We start from the raw sequence: 18,325 nt of genomic DNA, 5'->3' as shown, positions 1-18,325 counted from the left end.
AGTTAAATGACTAAAACGTAAAGAGGAGATGGAACGTATGAGTGAAAAGCGCAAACAAATTTTACAGATGGTAGAAGAAGGAAAACTTAGCGTAGATGAGGCTTTAACTTTGCTAAATTCACTGGAAAAAGACTCAGCTAATGATTCTTCCTATGCTACGCCTGATAAAGCTGAGCTATCCCCTTATGTAGGAGGAAAACAGAAAAAAACGTACGCTTCTAAGTCATCTCAAAGCTCTTTAAAGGAAAAATTATTTACATTTGTAGATCAAACGGTAAAAAAAGTAAAAGAAGGAGATTTAGATTTTAACTTTGGTCCTTCGATTGACGTTCAGCACATCTTTCAACAATCAGAAGCATATATTCAAGAGATTGATGTAGATTTAGCAAATGGAAGCGTCCAACTCCGACCTTGGGGGAGTACAGAAGTACGAATAGAGTGTGAAGCTGCTATCTACAAAGTAGAGAATTCGGATGAAGCGCGCCGCACTTTCTTGCAGCATACGGCATTTTCCATTGAAAATGGCAAATTGCGCTTTGCAATTCAGCAAAAGCAAATGAAGGTGAAAGCGATTATTTATATTCCAGAAATGGAATATGAACGCGTCAAGCTCCGTATGTTTAATGGTTCAATCGATGGGGAAAGACTAAGCGTACGAGACCTGAAAGCCAAAACAGCTAATGGTACCATCCGCTTTTACGATGTGAATAGCCATTCTCTTGAAATGGAGACATCAAATGGGCATATGGAACTTTCTCGAATACTCGCTTCAAAATGTGAGCTTGAAACAATCAATGGAACGGTTAAATTTGATGGGGACACAAAGAAAATTGACGTTCAAACATTTAACGGAGATATTGATACGTATTTAAAAGGAGAGCGCATTGAAAAAGCATTTTTCAAAACGACTACGGGGAGCATTACGCTCTATACGCCGCCCCACCTCTCCGTTGATGGAGATTTGAAATCTAACTTTGGGAATTTTACATGTACACTTCCTGAGATGGAAATAGTAGATGAGAAAAAAGAAACGGTGATGAAACAACTTCGTTTCAAAGCCAATGTCGCTTCGCCTAAAGGCTATAAATTGTTAGCTGAATCCAAAACGGGCTCAATTGTTATAAAATAGAAAACGCTTGTTTTAGTAAAAAAGCAAAGGAGATGATTAACGTGCGAAAGTTGTATCGTTCGCGAACAAATCGCAAGCTTGCGGGTGTTATCGGCGGTATTTCTCAGTATATCGGAATAGATGCTTCACTACTGCGCGTATTGTTTATCATCAGTTTATTTTTTACAGTAGGTACCCCGGTCATTTTATATATGATTTTTGTGTTTTTAGTTCCAAATGAAGAAGGAGATTTCTAAAAATGTTATTGCGTGGAATCATTAGTATTTTAATCAATGCCCTCGTATTAATCGTAATCGCAGGTTATATCGACACCTTTCACTTAGAATCAGTCAGTGCAGCTATTATCGCGAGCTTGATTCTATCGATTTTGAATGTGTTTGTTAAGCCGATTTTAATTTTACTTACCCTGCCGGTGACATTTCTTACGCTTGGCCTATTTTTATTCGTCATTAATGCCATTACGCTGATGATTACACAAAGTGTTATGGGAGATTCTTTTAATATTGACGGGTTTGGTACAGCGCTTTTAGCCTCAGTAATCATGTCGCTTTTAAATGCGCTTATTCAACGAGTGATTGTTGAACCGCTTCAAAATAGAAGATAACTTTCTTGCAATATTTAATTTTCTAAAAAAGATGGTAAGGCGATGCAGCCTATGCCATCTTTTTTTTCTTTTCTTTCCGTATTAATGATAAAATAAAAAGGCTAGTAGAACCAAACGCGACATAAAAGCGAGAGTTGGATATACTGTAGACATGAACAGGTATATGACTGTTCATAAAAGGAGGATGCACGGTGGTTAAAGTACGTACAAAAGACATCATTGAGAAATTTAAATTAGAGCTTATTAGCGGAGAAGAAGGAATCGACCGCCCTATTTCAACGAGTGATATTTCACGTCCAGGTATTGAAATGGCAGGTTATTTTACATATTACCCAGCAGAACGTATCCAGCTGTTAGGTAAAACAGAACTATCATTTTTTAAACAGTTAGATGATGAACAAAAAAAAGTTCGAATGGAAAAGATGTGTACAGATATCACGCCGGCTATCATTGTTTCGCGCGAAATGGATGTACCGAAAGAACTTATCGAAGCTTCAGAGCGTGAATCAGTTCCTGTGCTGCGTTCAAGCTTTAAAACAACGCGACTTTCCAGCCATTTAACGAATTTTCTTGAAAGCCGGCTAGCACCTACTACTGCCCTGCACGGCGTATTAGTTGATATATACGGAATTGGTGTATTAATCATGGGAAAAAGCGGCGTTGGTAAAAGTGAAACAGCTCTAGAGCTTGTTAAGAGGGGACATCGCCTAGTAGCCGATGACTGTGTGGAAATCCGTCAAGAAGATCAAGACACGCTTGTAGGAAACGCGCCTGGTTTAATCGAGCATTTGCTTGAAATTCGAGGACTAGGGATCATCAATGTGATGACGCTATTCGGCGCAGGAGCTGTACGAAGCTATAAGCGAATTTCACTTGTTATTCAGTTAGAGACATGGGATCAGCAGAAACATTATGATCGCCTTGGTTTAGAAGAAGATAAAATGAAAATTATTGATACAGACGTTACAAAAATTACATTGCCAGTACGTCCGGGACGAAACTTAGCTGTTATCATTGAAGTGGCAGCAATGAACTTCCGCTTAAAGCGTATGGGTATTAACGCAGCAGAACAATTTTCTGCACGTCTAACAGATGTAATTGAAGAAGGAGATCGTGAAGATTTATAAGAAAGGGTGTTAACTTGTGGAAGCAACTATTCAGCCGTTAGATCGCGTTTTCCTTGAAATTGGCCCTCTAACGGTCTACTGGTACGGCGTAATTATCGGTGCAGGTGTTCTATTAGGTCTTTATATTGCGACCAGAGAAAGCGTAAGAAGAGGCTTATCAAAAGATACATTTGTTGATCTTATCTTATTTGCTGTGCCAATAGCTATTATTTGTGCACGAATTTATTATGTATCCTTTGAATGGGGATACTATTCAAAGCATTTAAATGAAATACCTCAGATTTGGCAAGGGGGGATTGCCATTCATGGTGGCTTAATCGGAGGCGTATTAACTGCCATTGTGTATTCGAAAGTAAAAAAGATTTCATTTTGGAAGTTGGCTGATATTGCTGCGCCTAGTTTAATCCTTGGCCAAGCCATTGGGCGCTGGGGAAACTTTATGAATCAAGAGGCACACGGGGGGCCGGTTACCCGTGCTTTTTTAGAAGGGTTGCACCTTCCAAATTTTATTATTAACCAAATGTATATTAACGGTACATATTATCATCCTACGTTTTTATACGAATCATTATGGGATTTTGCCGGATTTATCTTGTTGATGGTACTTCGCCGCACCAGTCTGCGAAAAGGAGAAATTTTCTTATCTTATTTAATCTGGTACTCAGTTGGACGCTTCTTTGTAGAAGGGCTTCGCACGGATAGCTTAATGCTGACGCATACACTCAGAATCGCTCAAGTTGTTTCACTTGCACTGATTGTAATAGCCATTATTTTAATTATTATCCGCCGCGTGACGGGAATGAGTAAACAGAAATACTTAGAGAATGAAGAAGCGCAATCTAAGGCGTAAATGAAGAAAAGCTACAAGGTTTACACAAACTTGATTTGACGCAAGGGAAGGAAATGAATAATGACGATTAATACGGTTTTGTTTGATTTAGACGGTACGTTAATTGATACAAATGAATTAATTATTGCCTCGTTTACTCATACGCTTAATCACTATTATCCTGAACAATATACTCGTGAAGATATTTTACAGTTTATGGGACCTCCTTTATACGACACGTTTGTAGAAATGGATAAAACGAAAGTAAACGAAATGATTGAGATGTATCGCACGCATAATCTAGCCAATCACGATTTGCTTGTTAAAGAATTTGAAGGCGTACTTGAAACAGTTAAATGGCTGCACGAGCAGGATTATAAATTAGGTATTGTCACAACAAAGCAAAGAAATACGGTCATGATGGGGCTTAAGTTAACAAAGTTAGATCAGTTCTTTGATACAATTGTTGCAATTGAAGACGTAACAAATGCAAAGCCGCATCCTGAGCCAGTAGAAAAAGCACTGAAGCTGCTTGATGCTAAACCTGAAGAAGCGCTGATGGTGGGAGATAACCATCACGACATCGTTTCTGGCCAAAGAGCTTATACGAAAACAGCTGGAGTTGCTTGGAGTGCAAAAGGAAGAGATCATATCGCTTATTATAATCCTGATATTATTTTAGAGAATATGACGGATTTAATTGATATATTAAAAGGAGAACGTCAGTGAGAAAAACGACGCGCTATCCGGTTAAAGGAGCTAATTCCCTTTGGCATGTCTATAAGACCGTGCCTTTTTGGAAAGTAGTGCGCAACTTCCTAATCATTCAATGCGCTCGTTATACGCCTTTTCTTTCGATGAAAAACTGGCTGTACAAAGCGTGCTTAGGGATGAAAGTAGGACCTCAAACATCCTTTGCCCTTATGGTGATGCTCGATATTATGTTTCCTGAAAAAATACAAGTAGGACGCAATACGGTCATCGGATACAATACAACTATTCTCGCTCATGAATATCTGATAACGGAATATCGTCTTGGAGATGTCATCATTGGGGATGAAGTGATGATTGGAGCAAATAGCACCATCCTTCCAGGTGTAACAATAGGCAATGAAGCGGTTGTAGCGGCTGGAACGGTGGTTCATAAAGATGTAGCACCCGGTTTCTTTGTTGGAGGTAACCCTATGCGTGTCATCTATACAAAAGAAGAAATGGAAAAGCGCAGGGAAGCAGAACCTAAAGCCACAACTTAGCAAGAACTAAGCTGTGGTTTTTTTTGTAAATTTGAACAGCTGGCGGTTGACGGCTGACTTTATCGGGTGTAAACTATCAATAACTTTAATTTGTTATTTCGCTAATGCATTAGCGTGATAAAGTGAAATCAACCTATCAATGGTTCCTTAATAGATAAAATCAAGCTTAAAGGACGTGTCGGAATGTCAAAGTTATTTATGTTTGAAAAACCCCTTGGAATGAGAGATACCCTGCCAGCTCTTTTTGAAAGAAAAAAACAAGTTCGCAATCAGCTAGCAGATGAAATCAGCAGCTGGGGCTATCAATATATGGCAACGCCTACTGTGGAATACTACGAGACGGTAGGAAGCGCATCAGCTATTTTAGATCAACAATTGTTTAAACTTTTAGATAAAGAAGGGCATACGCTTGTGCTGCGACCGGATGTAACAACGCCATTTGCACGTGTGGCCGCTTCAAAACTTTTAAATAATTCTCCTTTGCGCTTAGCTTATGAAGCAAATGTATTCCGAGCTCAGCAGCGTGAGGGTGGCCGCCCGGCGGAGTTTGAACAAATAGGCGTTGAGCTAATTGGAGACGCTACGATGAGCAGCGATGCTGAAGTCATTGCTCTCATGATCGGCGCCTTAAAAAGAGCGGGACTTAAATCATTTAAAGTGGCAATTGGCCACATCGGGTTTGTTAATTCGCTTTTTTTAGAAATTGTCGGAAATGAAGAACGTGCTAACGTGCTTCGCCGCTTTTTATATGAGAAAAATTACGTGGGCTATCGTAATCATGTAAAAGATTTGAATCTATCTTCTATTGATAAACAGCGTCTCCTTCAGCTGCTTAACCTGCGCGGAGATGAAAAGAAGATTGAAGAAGCGGTTGAACTAGTTGAGAACGAAGCTGGTAAAAAAGCCGCCGGTGATTTGAAAAAGCTATGGAATATGCTTGATGCGTACGGTGTAACGGATGAAATTAAAATTGATTTTAACTTAGTCAGTCATATGAGCTATTACACAGGTATTTTATTTGAAGTCTTTGCTGAAAACGTTGGTTTCCATATCGGTAATGGAGGACGTTATGACCAGCTTCTTGAAAAATTTGCGTCTAAAACACCAGCTACAGGATTTGGAATTCAGCTCGACCGCTTAATTGAAGCGCTGGGCGAAGAAGTATATGAGCCTTCAGCAGTATACGGCATATTATATAGTCAAGAGCGTTTAGATGAGGCATTAGCTTTAGCTGCTGAACAGCGCAAGCAAGGATACCGGGTAGTGACTCAGGAAATTGCAGGCGTTGATGATGTTGATGTATTTACTGCACAGTTTGAAGAAGTCACGTTTCTAATTGGAAAACGAGGCAAGGGGGGACAATAATGAGTGAACTATTAACAATTGCAATGCCAAAAGGACGTATTTTTGAAGAAGCAGCTGAACTTTTGCGTCAAGCAGACTTTCAATTGCCGCCAGAATTTGACGATTCGCGCAAGCTGATTGTAGACATTCCTGAAGAGAACATGCGCTTTATTTTAGCAAAACCAATGGACGTTACTACTTATGTAGAATACGGAGTAGCGGATCTTGGTATTGCAGGCAAAGACGTAATGTTAGAAGAAGAACGAGATGTATATGAGCTGTTGGATTTAAATATTAGTAAATGTCATCTGGCCGTTGCCGGTTTGCCTAATGCTAAAAAATCAGAAATTGCTCAAAAAGTGGCAACCAAATATCCAAATGTAGCATCTACTTATTTCAGGGAGCAAGGAGAGCAAGTAGAAATTATTAAATTGAATGGTTCGATTGAATTAGCGCCTTTAATCGGCCTTGCTGATCGGATCGTTGATATTGTATCAACGGGACAAACACTAAAAGAGAACGGACTTGTTGAATTGGAGCACATTGAAGATATTACATCGCGTTTGATTGTGAACCCTGTGAGCTATCGTTTAAAAGACGAACGAATTGATGATTTAGTGAATCGTTTAGCCCAAGTGGTTCAACCTGTATAAAAGAGGTGACATACATTGAAAATTACACGTGTAACAGAACAAGTGAGCTTAAAGCGTACGATTGATCAAGGGACGAGTGCTCAAAGAGAAATTGTCGTAAATATTTTAAAGCAGGTGCAAGAGCAAAAAGACGAAGCTTTAAAAAGGTATACAGCCCAATTTGACGGCGTTGAGCTTTCTTCTTTGCTTGTGACAGAACAAGAAAAGAAGCGTGCTTATGAGCTGGTTGATTCAGATATGCTGTCAATCATTCGTGAAGCTGCTGACAACATTCGTGATTACCACGAAAGAATGGTCGAGCAGTCTTGGATGACAACAAAAGAAGACGGCACCATTTTAGGGCAGAAAGTAACGCCTTTAGATGCAGTAGGTGTTTATGTACCGGGAGGCCTTGCGGCGTATCCTTCTTCCGTTTTAATGAATGTCATTCCTGCTCAAGTGGCAGGTGTAAAACGTATCGTGATGGTTTCACCTCCAGGAAAAGACGGCGCGCTTCCTGCTGGAGTAGTGGTAGCAGCGAGTGAGCTTGGGGTCAAAGAGATTTATAAAGTAGGGGGAGCTCAGGCAGTAGGAGCACTTGCCTATGGAACAGAAACAATTCAACCCGTCGATAAAATTGTAGGGCCTGGTAATATCTTTGTTGCATTAGCGAAACGAGAAGTATATGGCTTAGTAGACATTGACTCAATTGCTGGACCTAGTGAAATTGTCGTACTAGCAGACGATAAGGCTAAGCCGAACGAAGTGGCCGCTGATTTATTGTCTCAAGCAGAACATGACAAATTAGCTTCAAGTATTTTAGTTACACCTTCTATGAAATTAGCCGAAGCTGTTAAAGAAGAAGTGGAAAGACAAGTAGAATCTTTACCTCGTAAAGAAATTGCAAAACCTTCTATTGATAACCATGGCGCTATTTATGTGACCGGGTCATTAGAAGAAGCGATTGAGGCTGTTAATCAATTAGCTCCTGAGCATTTAGAAATTATGACTGAAAGTCCACTTGAACTTTTAGGTTCCATTCGTCATGCCGGTGCTATTTTTCTAGGAAGATACAGCTCAGAACCTGTTGGCGATTATTTCGCGGGACCAAACCATGTTCTTCCAACAAATGGGACAGCAAAATTCTCAAGTCCTTTATCAGTTGATTCATTTGTGAAGAAGTCTAGCATCATTTCATACAGCCAACAAGCCCTGCAGAAAAATGTCTCGAAAATCGCAGCGTTTGCTCGTTTAGAAGGGCTAGAAGCTCATGCAAGGGCGGTTGAAGAACGCTTTAAAAAATAAGGTGGAGATTAAAAGAAAAGAGTAGAAATGTTGTTTTCTTTACTTATTACATGCACAGTTGAAAGGAGTTTCACAATGAGAGAGTCAAGTATTAAACGTACAACAAACGAAACGGATATTGCATTAGCGATTGGAATCGATGGAGAAGGAAAAGCGAACATTGATACAGGCGTTCCTTTTTTAAATCATATGCTCGATTTATTTACAAAACACGGACAGTTTAACCTTGATGTAAAAGCAGATGGAGACACGGAGATTGATGATCACCATACAACGGAAGATATCGGTATTTGCCTTGGTCAAACGTTCAAAGAAGCGCTCGGTGATAAAAAGGGAATTAAACGCTATGGAAATGCTTTTGTACCAATGGATGACGCGTTGGCTCAAGTTGTAGTAGATTTAAGCAATCGTCCTCATTTTGAATTTAAAGGTGACATTCCCGCGTCGCGCGTCGGTACATTTGATACAGAGCTTGTGTATGAATTTTTATGGAAATTTGCATTAGAATCTCGCATGAATGTACATGTAATCGTACACTACGGTAAAAATACACACCACATTATTGAAGCGGTATTTAAGGCATTAGCACGTGCTTTGGACGAAGCGACAACGATTGATCCGCGTGTCAAAGGTGTGCCTTCGACGAAAGGGATGTTGTAAATGATTGGCATTATTGACTATGGGATGGGAAACTTATACAGCGTAAGTAAAGCTCTTGAACGATTAAACTATGACTATATTATCTCCGCAGATCCTGCAGAACTAAGAAAGGCAAAAGGACTGATTCTTCCTGGAGTTGGAGCATTCAAAGATGCGATGGAACAGCTGAATCAAACAAAGCTGACGGACTTTATTAAAGAAGAAGTATCAAAAGGAATGCCTTTGCTTGGAATTTGTTTAGGTATGCAGCTGTTATTTGAAGAAAGCGATGAGAACGGCGTAACAAAAGGGCTGGAACTGTTAAAAGGGAGAGTCGAGCGTATTCCCGGCATTACTGCCGAAGGACAGACATATAAAGTCCCGCATATGGGCTGGAACTCTTTAGATTTTCATCAGCAGTCTGCTCTGCTTGATGGAATCAGTGAAGGCCACGTGTACTTTGTTCACTCTTATTACGTAAAAACAAATGACCAAGACGTGCTTTTAGCAACAAGTCCTTATGATGTTGAAGTTCCAGCAGTTGTTGGAAAAGAACACGTATTTGGCACTCAATTCCACCCTGAAAAAAGCAGTGCAATCGGAATGCAAATGCTGCAAAATTATGCAAACTTCGTAGAGAAAAGGAGCCCATCGTATGAGCAAATTTGAAATATATCCAGCCATTGATATGCGCGGAGGAAAGTGCGTCCGTTTGCTTCAAGGAGATTACACAAAAGAAACGGTGTACGGAGATTCTCCGGTAGATATGGCCACACAATTCGCAAGTGAAGGTGCTCAGTGGATTCACATGGTTGATTTGGACGGCGCAAAAGCGGCCAAGCGCGTGAATGATGAATTTGTGCTAGGTGTGAAAAAGAAATTAGATGTACGTGTGCAAATTGGAGGAGGCATTCGCTCAGAAGCTGACGTTGCTTACTATTTAGAAAACGGAATTGACCGCGTTATTTTAGGAAGTGCAGCTATTTCTAATCCTGAATTTGTGAAAAAAATGCTGAAGGAATATGGTGCGCGTATTGCTATTGGTATTGATGCACGTGATGGCTATGTTGCGACGGAAGGCTGGGTGGAAACATCTACAATCAAAGCGACAGAACTAGGAAAAGAATTGGCTAATGCTGGCGCGGAAACATTTATTTTCACGGATATCTCTACGGATGGTATGCTGTCTGGTCCTAATGTGGAAGGAATTGTTGAAATGGCTAGGGCTACTGGAAAAGGTGTGATTGCATCAGGGGGAGTTAGTAAACTTGCTGATCTAGATGCACTAAAGAAATATGAAGCTGACGGCGTTATTGGTGCGATTGTAGGGAAAGCACTTTATACAAATAAGTTTACAGTAGCTGAAGCACTTCAAGAGGTGAAAGCTTAATGATTACAAAACGAATCATTCCTTGTTTAGATGTAAAGGACGGCCGCGTGGTAAAAGGAGTTCAGTTTGTGGAACTTCGAGATGCAGGAGATCCTGTAGAGTTGGCGAAATTTTACGATGAAGAAGGCGCAGACGAATTAGTCTTTTTAGATATTTCTGCTTCTCATGAAGGACGCAAAACGATGGTACATGTTGTAGAAGAAGTAGCATCTCAGCTAGCGATTCCTTTTACGGTGGGCGGAGGAATTAATGCACTAGAAGATATGAAGAGAATGCTTCGTGCTGGTGCAGACAAAGTGTCATTAAATACAGCGGCCGTACTCAATCCAGCACTGATTACAGAAGGGTCCGACTTTTTTGGAGCTCAGTGTATTGTGGTAGCAATCGATGCTAAGTACGATGAAAGCTTACAATCATGGCGAGTCTATACACACGGAGGCCGCAACGCAACGGACTGGGAAGTAATTGACTGGGCAAGAGAAGCAGTGAAGCGAGGTGCGGGTGAGATCTTGTTAACGAGTATGGATAAAGACGGCGAAAAGTCAGGATTTGATTTAGCATTAACCAAAGCAGTCAGCCAAGCGGTGAGCGTTCCTGTTATTGCTTCTGGCGGCGCAGGAAATGGTCAAGATTTTGTCGATGCGTTTGAAAAAGGAGAAGCTGACGCGGCTTTGGCGGCTTCGATCTTTCACTATAAAGAAACATCTGTAAAAGAAATTAAAAGCTATGCAAAACAACAAGGAGTGAGCATTCGATGACGATTGAAAACATTAAATTCAACAGTGGTGGACTTGTACCAGCTATTGTACAAGACGCTGTGAGCAAAGAAGTTTTAACATTGGCTTATATGAACGAAGAATCACTTCAAAAATCAATTGATACACGTGAAACATGGTTTTACAGCCGTTCTCGACAAGAGTTGTGGCACAAGGGCGCAACCTCTGGGAACACACAAAAAATTGTGAGCATGGCATATGACTGTGATGCTGATTCTCTTGTTGTAAAAGTGGAGCCTCAAGGTCCTGCTTGTCATACGGGGGCTTACAGCTGTTTTAATGAAACAATTCTTGGTGAAAATAAACAAAACGATAATCGGTTTGCTATTATTAATGAGCTAGAAGAAGTAATCGCTAAGCGTGAAGCTGAAATGCCAGAAGGAGCTTATACGACGTACTTATTTGATAAAGGCGTAGATAAAATCCTCAAAAAAGTAGGAGAAGAAGCTGGTGAAGTGATTATTGCAGCAAAAAATCGTGACCATGATGAGCTGAAGTGGGAAGTTGCAGATTTATTGTACCACGTACTTGTTTTACTTCGTGAGCAAAAGCTGCCTTTAGACGATGTCCTATCAGTATTAAAAGAGCGTCACTCTAGCTAATAGCCACATAGTGAAAGGAGAGAAGGAGTTGTCTCATTTTAGATAAAAGAGGCAAAACCTTCTCTTATTTGCGTCAAGAAACGGATGCTTGCAGGCTCCTTTTTTGAATAGAGGTATTAAACTTCTTGGCAAATGTGATATACTACGAACGTCGAAATTATCAACTTATTTGGAGGGCTTAATGGAAAAACACTCAAAAGTAATTCAAAAAATGGCACAAGTAATTCCATTTTCGCAAACGGGTGACTTCTATTTCGAAAAAGCGCTGCAGGCGTTTGAAGAAGAGGAGTCAGATAAAGCGCTCAAGTATTTAACGCGTGCAAACAAAGAAAATGCCCGTAATCCACAGCTTCTTACACACGTTGGAGTAGCTTTAACGGAGCGGGGAGATTATCAAGATGCCAACGAGCTTTTTCTCCATGTGATTCATCATATGGACGATACATTAGGAAGCTGTTACTACTATATAGCCAACAGCTATGCGCATCTTGGACTGTTTGAAGAATCAAAAAAATACGCGATGTATTACATTGAGCATTTTCCAAATGGTGACCTCTTTCGATCGGCTACAGATCTGTTAGATTTACTATCAATTGATGTGGATGAAGAAGATGAAGAGCCTAAAAATCAGCTAGGCGACATGCTGATTATAAAACAAGAACAAGCAAAAAGACTGCTTGAAGAAACGAATTTTGAAGAAGCAGTGGATTTGTTAACTGAAATAATTGATGAGTATCCAGAATTCTGGTCTGCATATAATAATTTAGCGTTAGCTTATTTTTATTTAAATAAAATTGATGAGGCAATGGATTTGCTGAATGGAGTATTAGAGAAAAACCCTGGAAATCTTCATGCGTTATGCAATCAGCTGATTTTCTATTATTATTGCCATAAGCATAAAGAAGTTGAGGAGCTTACAGACGGGCTTAGCCGCGTTTATCCGATGTCATTTGAACACCGCTATAAGCTCGGAGCAACATTTGCGTTGATTGGTCAATACAAACTATCATACAGATGGTTAAAAAAGCTTTATACACAAGGATTTCAAGGAGACAACTCATTTCATTATTGGCTCTCATATGCCTCTTACTATACCGGACGTGAAGCGTTCGCTAAAGAAATGTGGAAGCTGGCATTGGAAGACGTTCCTGATAAAGAAGGAGAGGAGCCTTGGCGCATCAGTCAAAAAGCTGCGAAGGTTTTTCAATCGAAAGTGGATGTTACAGCGAAACAGAAGTGTGCAACAAAAAATGTTCACGATCAGCTTTACAGCTTGTATATGGCAAAAAAGCTTCCTGAACAGCAGCGTCTGCTTCTTTTAGAAGAAATCAAGTCGTCCATACATATGAGTACACTTTTGGATGAAGTATATACGTACGTATGGCAGGATAAACAACATGTGATTTTTGAGGTGGCAGATGTTATTGAACTGGAGATGGAATCGCAGGCTGAAAGTGATACCCAGGATCTTTTAAGCTTTTGGTTTTATGTATATGTACAGGTATATAAACAATCCTATGATTTTCAGCATGTGAACGTAAATGCATGGGCTGCAGCCGTCACATATATATGGGCGAAAGAAAAAAGGCAGGTTATTACTCAAGCTGATGCGGCAAAACAATATTCCATTTCCGCTGCAACAGTTAGAAAGTACAGTAAAATTGTGAATACGTTATTAAATTGAGCAAAAAAATAGACGATAATAGGAAGAACATATTAGGATAGTGATAACGAAATAATTATCCATAAATTTGGAATCAACTACGAAGGAATTTCCTAAAAGGAGTGTAAAGCAATGACAGAAGAAAAAATTTATGATGTCATTATTATTGGGGCAGGCCCAGCAGGTATGACTGCTGCTGTATATACATCTCGTGCAGATTTATCAACACTAATGATTGAACGCGGAATTCCAGGCGGTCAAATGGCTAATACGGAAGATGTAGAAAACTATCCAGGTTATGATCATATCCTTGGTCCTGACCTTTCTAACAAAATGTTTGAGCATGCAAAAAAATTCGGTGCGGAATATGCGTACGGTGATATTAAAGAAATCATCGACGGAGAAGAATACAAGACAGTTCGTGCAGGCAGCAAAGAATATAAAACACGTTCAGTAATCGTTGCTACTGGTGCGGAATATAAAAAATTAGGCGCGCCAGGAGAAAAAGAACTAGGCGGCCGCGGCGTATCTTATTGTGCTGTATGTGACGGCGCATTTTTTAAAGGTAAAGAGCTAGTTGTTGTAGGCGGTGGAGACTCTGCGGTTGAAGAAGGCGTATATTTAACACGCTTCGCAACAAAAGTAACAATTATTCACCGACGCGATGAGCTTCGCGCGCAGAAAATCCTACAGCAGCGCGCATTTGACAACGAAAAAGTTGATTTTATTTGGAATACAACGGTCAAGGAAGTAAATGAAAAAGACGGTAAAGTAGGCAGCGTAACGTTAGTAGACACAAAAACAGGTGAAGAGCGCGAGTTCGGTGCGGACGGCGTATTCATTTATGTTGGAATGGTTCCACTAACAAAACCATTCGAAAGTCTAAACATCACAAATAAAGAAGGATATATTGAAACGAACGAGCAAATGGAAACAAAAGTACCAGGTGTGTTCGCAGCTGGAGACGTTCGTGAAAAGGCTCTTCGTCAAATTGTAACAGCTACAGGTGATGGCAGCATTGCTGCTCAAGCGGCTCAGCACTATGTAGAAGAGTTAAAAGAAAAGTTAAAAGCTATTCAGCAATAAGGCTGAAATCAATCTTTTACAAAACGTAATTCGGTTTTAACTGTTCTGTAACACCTGTGAAACATTGATGGGGTACTATATAGATAGTAATTGACCCCCTTTTATAAAATATATGTATGTCGGGCATAGGACGTGTTCCTATGCCTCTTTTTTGTGACTATAACAGATTGAATTTACGTATATAACAGCAAGGGTCTATTTTCAGAAAATTTAGTAATAGTTAGTTCATCTCCGTTGTGAGAGAAGTTTGTTTCGTAGTATAATAAAAGAAAATGTCAGTATACATATGATGAGGTGGAAAACATGCAAAGGGTCACAAATTGTGTATTAATGAAAGACGATAAAGTATTGTTGCTTCAAAAGCCACGAAGAAACTGGTGGGTGGCCCCGGGTGGGAAAATGGAGCAAGGAGAATCTGTAAAAGACTCTGTTGTAAGAGAATTTCGTGAAGAAACGGGAATTTATTTGAAAAATCCCACTGTAAAAGGTATCTTTACTTTTACGATGAAAGAAAACGATCAAATTTCATCTGAATGGATGATGTTTACTTTTTTTGCTACAGATTTTGATGGGACAAATGTGCTAGAATCAGAAGAAGGCAAACTCGGTTGGCATAATTTGAGTGAAGTAAGTGAATTGCCGATGGCACCGGGAGATCATCACATTATCGATTATGTAGCAAAAGGGTCGGGTGTTATTTATGGCAACTTTACGTATACAACGGATTTCGAGTTATTATCTTATCGAATTGATCCTTGTTAATGATAAATAGACATGTATGCATAGATTGAGGGGGATGGAAAATGAGTACTGGGTCTGTAAGCGATATTCAATTAGTGATTATTACTGGAATGTCAGGTGCAGGAAAAACAGTAGCAATTCAGAGTTTTGAAGATTTAGGGTTCTTTTGTGTAGATAATTTACCCCCTACATTGCTACCGAAATTTTTAGAACTCATGAAAGAGTCAGGGAATAAAATGAATAAAGTTGCTCTTGTTATGGACTTGCGAGGCAGAGAGTTTTTTGAAAGCCTGTTTGAAGCATTAGATAACATGAGTGAAACAACGTGGGTCACGCCACAAATTTTATTTTTAGATGCAAAAGATTCTGTATTGGTGACACGCTATAAAGAAACGAGACGTTCACATCCGCTAGCTCCTTCGGGTTTACCTTTAGAAGGAATTGGTATGGAACGTGAGCTTCTTGAGGAGTTAAAGGGAAGAGCTCAGCTTATTTATGAGACGTCAGAGTTAAAACCAAGAGAGCTTAGAGAAAAGATTTTAACTCAGTTTTCGTCGCACGCTTCACAGGTTTTTACTGTTAATGTGATGTCGTTTGGTTTTAAATATGGTGTACCTATTGACGCTGATTTAGTCTTTGATGTGCGCTTTTTGCCAAACCCTCACTACATTGATCATATGCGTCCTAAAACAGGGCTTGAAGAAGAGGTTTCTTCTTACGTATTAAAATGGACGGAAACTCAAAAGTTCATTGAAAAAGTAGTAGACTTACTTTCGTTTATGCTTCCACAGTACAAGCGAGAAGGTAAAAGCCAGCTGGTCATTGCTATAGGATGCACAGGCGGACAGCATCGCTCCGTCACATTAGCTGAATATTTAGGTCACCATTTCCAGAATGAATACAAAACTCATATTTCTCATCGTGACATTGAGAGGAGAAAGGAAAATCATAGATGAGCAGTGAACAGCTTCCAAAAGTTGTCGTCATTGGGGGAGGAACGGGTTTACCAGTGCTGTTAAGAGGGTTGAAGGAATACCCTCTTGATCTTACAGCCATCGTAACCGTAGCAGACGACGGGGGAAGTTCTGGCCGATTGCGCGATGAACTTGAAATCCCTGCTCCTGGTGATATTCGAAATGTGCTAGTTGCTTTATCTGATGTAGAGCCACTAGTTGAAGAGCTTTTTCAGCATCGATTTGATACAGGAAATGAGCTTACAGGCCATTCTCTTGGCAATTTGTTGCTTGCAGCTATGACGTCTATTACTGGCGATTTTGTGCATGCTATACGAGAAATGAGCAAAGTACTAAACGTCAGAGGGAAAGTACTTCCAGCAGCTAATCAAAGTGTTGTGCTGCATGCGGAGATGCAAGATGGATCCATCGTAACAGGTGAATCTAAAATTCCAGAAGTCAATAAAAAAATTAATAAAGTATTTTTATCGCCCGCCGATGTGAAACCGCTTGTCGAGACAATAAAAGCTATTCGACGCGCTGATTTAATTGTACTGGGGCCTGGAAGTCTTTATACAAGTATTTTGCCGAATTTACTGGTGCAGGATATTTGTAACGAGCTTTGTTCGACAAAAGCAAAGAAAGTGTACGTATGCAACGTGATGACGCAGCCGGGTGAAACATTGGGCTTTAAGGCAAGTGATCATATTAAAGCGCTTTACAATCATATGCCGTGTGCATTTTTAGATGCGATTATCGTCAATAATGCACCTATTCCAGCACCTTTGAAAAAGAAATATCAAGTAGAGCAGGCTCAGCCTGTAGAATATGATCGTGAAGTATTGCTAAAATTAGGGTTAGAAGTGATTGAAGATCAAATTATTCAGTATGACGGCAGCGTAATTAGGCATGATACAAAAAAAGTAGCAAAGCTTGTGTATTCTATGCTGACATCGCTGCAAGGTAAAGCGAATACGGGTGTTTAACACTATTTCCGTATGTAGATTGGAGGTGAAGTTATGTCATTTGCATCAGAAACAAAAAAAGAGTTAACGAATTTAGAAGTCAAAGATTGCTGTGCAAAAGCAGAGCTTTCTGCATTAATTCGAATGAATGGTTCACTTTCTTTTTCGAATAAAAAATTCACAGTTGATGTTCAAACAGAAAACGCAGCGATTGCTCGGCGCATTTATGTCCTGCTTAAGAAAAATTATGATGTGTCAGTAGAACTGCTTGTGCGTAAGAAAATGCGGTTGAAGAAAAACAATGTGTATATTGTTCGATTAGTAGAGAAAACGAGAATGCTTTTGGAAGACTTAAAAATTGTAGAAGAAGGATTCACGTTTACACATCGTATTTCACCAGAGCTAGTACAAAAGAAATGCTGTAAGCGATCCTACTTAAGAGGCGCATTTTTAGCCGGCGGTTCTATTAATAACCCAGAGACATCATCGTACCATCTTGAAATCTTTTCATTGTATGAAGAGCACAACGAAGCTTTATGCAATTTAATGAACGAATTTCAATTGAATAGTAAAACATTAGAACGGAAAAAAGGCTATATTAACTATTTGAAAGAAGCTGAAAAAATTACGGAGTTTCTAAATATCATTGGAGCCCATAACGCTCTTTTACGGTTTGAGGATGTAAGAATCGTCCGAGATATGCGAAATTCCGTTAATCGCTTAGTTAATTGTGAAACAGCTAACTTAAATAAAACGATCGGAGCGGCTATTCGTCAAGTGGAAAACATTCGTTATATTGATGAAACAGCTGGATTAGACATCTTACCAGAAAAGCTAAGAGAAATTGCTCGTTTGCGTGTAGAATACCAAGACGTTACGTTAAAGGAGCTTGGTGAGATGGTATCTGGAGGTCAAATTAGCAAATCGGGCATTAACCATCGGTTGCGTAAAATTGACCAAATAGCAGACAAGCTTCGCGCCGGTCAGCCAGTCACATAAGGGGAATTGCAAGGGGGAGGATTTTATCATGGAAAAACAAGTAGAAGTAAAATTAAAAACGGGATTACAAGCTCGTGTTGCGGCACTATTCGTGCAAGAAGCAACTCGTTTTACATCTGATGTGTACTTGAAGAAAGATGAGAAAGTAGTCAACGCTAAAAGTATCATGGGGTTAATGAGCTTAGCGATTAATAACGGTTCTCTTATTACGCTCATTGTTGAAGGGGTAGATGAAAAAGAAGCAATGGATGCGTTAGTCGCTTATGTAGAGAACGATGCATAAAAAAA

At 39.8% G+C, this 18,325-nt stretch carries 22 protein-coding genes; all 22 read left to right on the top strand.

Annotated elements, in window-relative coordinates:
- Window positions 1-37 precede the first annotated feature (37 nt).
- The 22 genes from LIS78_RS25705 to LIS78_RS25600 all read left to right on the top strand — a co-directional run bounded on the left by LIS78_RS25705 (window position 38) and on the right by LIS78_RS25600 (window position 18,320).
- Window positions 38-1,129 carry a DUF4097 family beta strand repeat-containing protein gene (locus LIS78_RS25705; RefSeq protein WP_057244835.1) on the top strand — a complete coding sequence of 364 codons (1,092 nt, stop codon included), beginning with the start codon at window positions 38-40 and terminating at the stop codon, window positions 1,127-1,129.
- A gap of 41 nt (window positions 1,130-1,170) precedes the next feature.
- Window positions 1,171-1,365: a PspC domain-containing protein gene (locus LIS78_RS25700; protein WP_013059728.1), complete on the top strand. Its 195-nt coding sequence runs from the start codon at window positions 1,171-1,173 to the stop codon at window positions 1,363-1,365.
- A gap of 2 nt (window positions 1,366-1,367) precedes the next feature.
- Window positions 1,368-1,733, top strand: coding sequence for a phage holin family protein (locus LIS78_RS25695; RefSeq protein ID WP_013059727.1), 366 nt, complete (start codon window positions 1,368-1,370; stop codon window positions 1,731-1,733).
- Between the two features lie 191 nt (window positions 1,734-1,924).
- The gene (gene hprK, locus LIS78_RS25690; protein WP_013059726.1) at window positions 1,925-2,860 is read left to right on the top strand and encodes an HPr(Ser) kinase/phosphatase; all 936 of its coding nucleotides are present in this window, start codon (window positions 1,925-1,927) and stop codon (window positions 2,858-2,860) included.
- A 16-nt stretch (window positions 2,861-2,876) separates the two neighbouring features.
- Entirely contained in the window at window positions 2,877-3,710 is an 834-nt protein-coding gene (lgt, locus tag LIS78_RS25685) for a prolipoprotein diacylglyceryl transferase (protein WP_028412041.1), read from the top strand.
- 60 nt (window positions 3,711-3,770) lie between these two features.
- Window positions 3,771-4,418, top strand: a complete 648-nt coding sequence (gene ppaX / locus LIS78_RS25680; protein ID WP_209150751.1) for a pyrophosphatase PpaX — start codon at window positions 3,771-3,773, stop codon at window positions 4,416-4,418.
- Entirely contained in the window at window positions 4,415-4,942 is a 528-nt protein-coding gene (locus LIS78_RS25675; RefSeq protein ID WP_013059723.1) for an acyltransferase, read from the top strand. The genes ppaX and LIS78_RS25675 overlap by 4 nt, the downstream gene beginning before the upstream one ends.
- 183 nt (window positions 4,943-5,125) lie before the next feature.
- The gene (locus LIS78_RS25670; protein ID WP_043977360.1) at window positions 5,126-6,307 is read left to right on the top strand and encodes an ATP phosphoribosyltransferase regulatory subunit; all 1,182 of its coding nucleotides are present in this window, start codon (window positions 5,126-5,128) and stop codon (window positions 6,305-6,307) included.
- On the top strand, window positions 6,307-6,939 hold the full coding sequence (gene hisG, locus LIS78_RS25665; RefSeq protein WP_013059721.1) for an ATP phosphoribosyltransferase: 633 nt from the start codon (window positions 6,307-6,309) through the stop codon (window positions 6,937-6,939). Before LIS78_RS25670 ends, hisG begins: the two co-directional genes overlap by 1 nt.
- Before the next feature lie 15 nt (window positions 6,940-6,954).
- On the top strand, window positions 6,955-8,223 hold the full coding sequence (hisD, locus tag LIS78_RS25660; protein WP_209150750.1) for a histidinol dehydrogenase: 1,269 nt from the start codon (window positions 6,955-6,957) through the stop codon (window positions 8,221-8,223).
- Between the two features lie 75 nt (window positions 8,224-8,298).
- Window positions 8,299-8,883, top strand: a complete 585-nt coding sequence (hisB, locus tag LIS78_RS25655) for an imidazoleglycerol-phosphate dehydratase HisB (protein WP_013059719.1) — start codon at window positions 8,299-8,301, stop codon at window positions 8,881-8,883.
- On the top strand, window positions 8,884-9,531 hold the full coding sequence (gene hisH, locus LIS78_RS25650; protein ID WP_195781613.1) for an imidazole glycerol phosphate synthase subunit HisH: 648 nt from the start codon (window positions 8,884-8,886) through the stop codon (window positions 9,529-9,531).
- Window positions 9,518-10,252 (top strand): 1-(5-phosphoribosyl)-5-[(5-phosphoribosylamino)methylideneamino]imidazole-4-carboxamide isomerase, encoded by a 735-nt coding sequence (gene hisA / locus LIS78_RS25645; RefSeq protein ID WP_195781614.1) that lies wholly within the window; start codon window positions 9,518-9,520, stop codon window positions 10,250-10,252. The genes hisH and hisA overlap by 14 nt, the downstream gene beginning before the upstream one ends.
- Entirely contained in the window at window positions 10,252-11,010 is a 759-nt protein-coding gene (hisF, locus tag LIS78_RS25640) for an imidazole glycerol phosphate synthase subunit HisF (RefSeq protein WP_025752585.1), read from the top strand. The genes hisA and hisF overlap by 1 nt, the downstream gene beginning before the upstream one ends.
- Window positions 11,007-11,630, top strand: a complete 624-nt coding sequence (gene hisIE, locus LIS78_RS25635; protein ID WP_098602610.1) for a bifunctional phosphoribosyl-AMP cyclohydrolase/phosphoribosyl-ATP diphosphatase HisIE — start codon at window positions 11,007-11,009, stop codon at window positions 11,628-11,630. The genes hisF and hisIE overlap by 4 nt, the downstream gene beginning before the upstream one ends.
- 181 nt (window positions 11,631-11,811) lie before the next feature.
- The gene (locus LIS78_RS25630) at window positions 11,812-13,314 is read left to right on the top strand and encodes a tetratricopeptide repeat protein (RefSeq protein ID WP_209150749.1); all 1,503 of its coding nucleotides are present in this window, start codon (window positions 11,812-11,814) and stop codon (window positions 13,312-13,314) included.
- 111 nt (window positions 13,315-13,425) lie between these two features.
- Window positions 13,426-14,379 carry a thioredoxin-disulfide reductase gene (gene trxB / locus LIS78_RS25625; protein ID WP_013059713.1) on the top strand — a complete coding sequence of 318 codons (954 nt, stop codon included), beginning with the start codon at window positions 13,426-13,428 and terminating at the stop codon, window positions 14,377-14,379.
- A gap of 303 nt (window positions 14,380-14,682) precedes the next feature.
- Entirely contained in the window at window positions 14,683-15,141 is a 459-nt protein-coding gene (locus tag LIS78_RS25620; protein WP_013059712.1) for an 8-oxo-dGTP diphosphatase, read from the top strand.
- Between the two features lie 41 nt (window positions 15,142-15,182).
- Window positions 15,183-16,076 (top strand): RNase adapter RapZ, encoded by an 894-nt coding sequence (rapZ, locus tag LIS78_RS25615; RefSeq protein WP_013059711.1) that lies wholly within the window; start codon window positions 15,183-15,185, stop codon window positions 16,074-16,076.
- A complete protein-coding gene (locus LIS78_RS25610) occupies window positions 16,073-17,059 on the top strand; it encodes a gluconeogenesis factor YvcK family protein (protein ID WP_013085391.1) in 987 nt (328 codons plus the stop codon). The genes rapZ and LIS78_RS25610 overlap by 4 nt, the downstream gene beginning before the upstream one ends.
- Window positions 17,060-17,092: 33 nt before the next feature.
- Window positions 17,093-18,037: a DNA-binding protein WhiA gene (gene whiA, locus LIS78_RS25605; RefSeq protein ID WP_013085390.1), complete on the top strand. Its 945-nt coding sequence runs from the start codon at window positions 17,093-17,095 to the stop codon at window positions 18,035-18,037.
- Window positions 18,038-18,065: 28 nt separating this feature from the next.
- Window positions 18,066-18,320, top strand: coding sequence for an HPr family phosphocarrier protein (locus LIS78_RS25600; protein ID WP_013059708.1), 255 nt, complete (start codon window positions 18,066-18,068; stop codon window positions 18,318-18,320).
- The last annotated feature ends 5 nt before the right edge of the window (window positions 18,321-18,325 follow it).

Source organism: Priestia megaterium (assembly GCF_023824195.1).
GTDB classification, from domain to species: Bacteria; Bacillota; Bacilli; order Bacillales; family Bacillaceae_H; genus Priestia; species Priestia megaterium_D.
Note: the sequence above shows the minus strand (reverse complement) of the source record. Positions and strands in the feature narration are given on the sequence as shown.